We start from the raw sequence: 1229 nt of genomic DNA on the forward strand, positions 1-1229 counted from the left end.
GCAGCCCGCGTCGCTGGTATTCGCCGAACAGGGCGTCCTGCGCGGCCGGGAAGGCGGAGCCGAAGACCAGGGAGGTCGTGGTCCCGGCCGAGATCAGCCGGTGACAGAACTCTCGCGCCGCGCCGATCGCGAACTCCTCTTTTTCAAACCTGGCCTCGGCGGGGAAGATGCACTCGGTGAGCCACTCCAGGAGCTGGCCGCCGCCGTAGGCGTCGATCGAGTTCACCTGCGGAAAGTGCATGTGGGTGTCGACGAATCCGGGCAGCAGAAAGGCGTCGCCGTGATCGACGACCTCGACCGGGGCGCCGTCGCGCTGCGGTCGATCGACGTGGTGGCCGCACCATTCGATGACGCCGTCGTCGTCGACCAGTAGAGCGCCGTCCGGAATCTCGACCAGGGCCTCGACCGCCTGCTGGACGGCCGGCGTGCCGGTCAGGTGAAAGATGTGTCCGCGGTGCAGGGTGCTCATTGTTTCGTTTGCCCCCCTTCGGGGTGACGTTTCGTTTGCCCCCCTTCGGGGTGACGTTTCGTTTGCCCCCCTTCGGGGTGACGTTTCGCTTGCTCCCCTTCGGGGGGACGGGTCAGGCTCCGAACAGGTAGCCGATCACGCTACCGACGTATCCGGTGAGGCCGACGATCAAGAGGGCCGACGCTACATGGTATTTCCTGGTTCTCTCGTTGCGCCGAATGATGAGGTGAATCAGAGAGTCGCTGATCGTATCCTTGCATCGGTGGGTACCCCAGCGCAGCTGCAGGGGACCCATGAGCATCAGCACGGCGGAGACCAGGATGAAGGCCAGGCCATAGGAGATGCTGACTTTGGAGAAGGTGCTCGAGGCAGCGATCTTCGGACCCGAGAATCCGGTGATCGTCAACGAGATCGTCACCAGGCCCAGGAGCAGCTGGGCGCGGCTCTGCAGCACGTCGAACTGCTTGACCAGAACGTCAAAAACCTTGGAGTAGTTCTTCTTGCCGTGAATCTCGAGCAGGTAGAGGAGCTCCGCCTCGGGCGATTGTGGGTGGGCCCGCTCGGGACGTCTCTTCTTCTTCTTCGACACGAGCTAGGCCACGTCCTTGCCGGTGCGGCCGTTTTCGGCGGCCAGTCGTCGCTTCAGGTCTTCGATCGCCATCAGCACTTCCTCGGGGGTCGCGGGGCCGCTGATGTGCGGGCTGAGCCGATGCCGGCCGACGCTGGCTACGGCGTCCTTGATGGCGTGAAAGACCGAGAC

3 protein-coding genes are annotated in these 1229 nt (G+C 64.1%); all 3 read right to left on the reverse strand.

Going from position 1 to position 1229, the window contains the following annotated elements; translation table 11 throughout:
• Positions 1–469: amidohydrolase family protein (locus tag GY769_10435; protein MCP4202339.1), on the reverse strand; the 469-nt coding region annotated here is incomplete at its 3' end.
• Between the two features lie 112 nt (positions 470–581).
• Positions 582–1058 carry a hypothetical protein gene (locus GY769_10440; GenBank protein ID MCP4202340.1) on the reverse strand — a complete coding sequence of 159 codons (477 nt, stop codon included), beginning with the start codon at positions 1056–1058 and terminating at the stop codon, positions 582–584.
• 3 nt (positions 1059–1061) lie between these two features.
• Positions 1062–1229: hypothetical protein (locus tag GY769_10445; GenBank protein ID MCP4202341.1), on the reverse strand; the 168-nt coding region annotated here is incomplete at its 5' end.

This window comes from bacterium (genome assembly GCA_024224155.1).
Lineage (GTDB): Bacteria > Acidobacteriota > Thermoanaerobaculia > Multivoradales > JAHEKO01 > CALZIK01.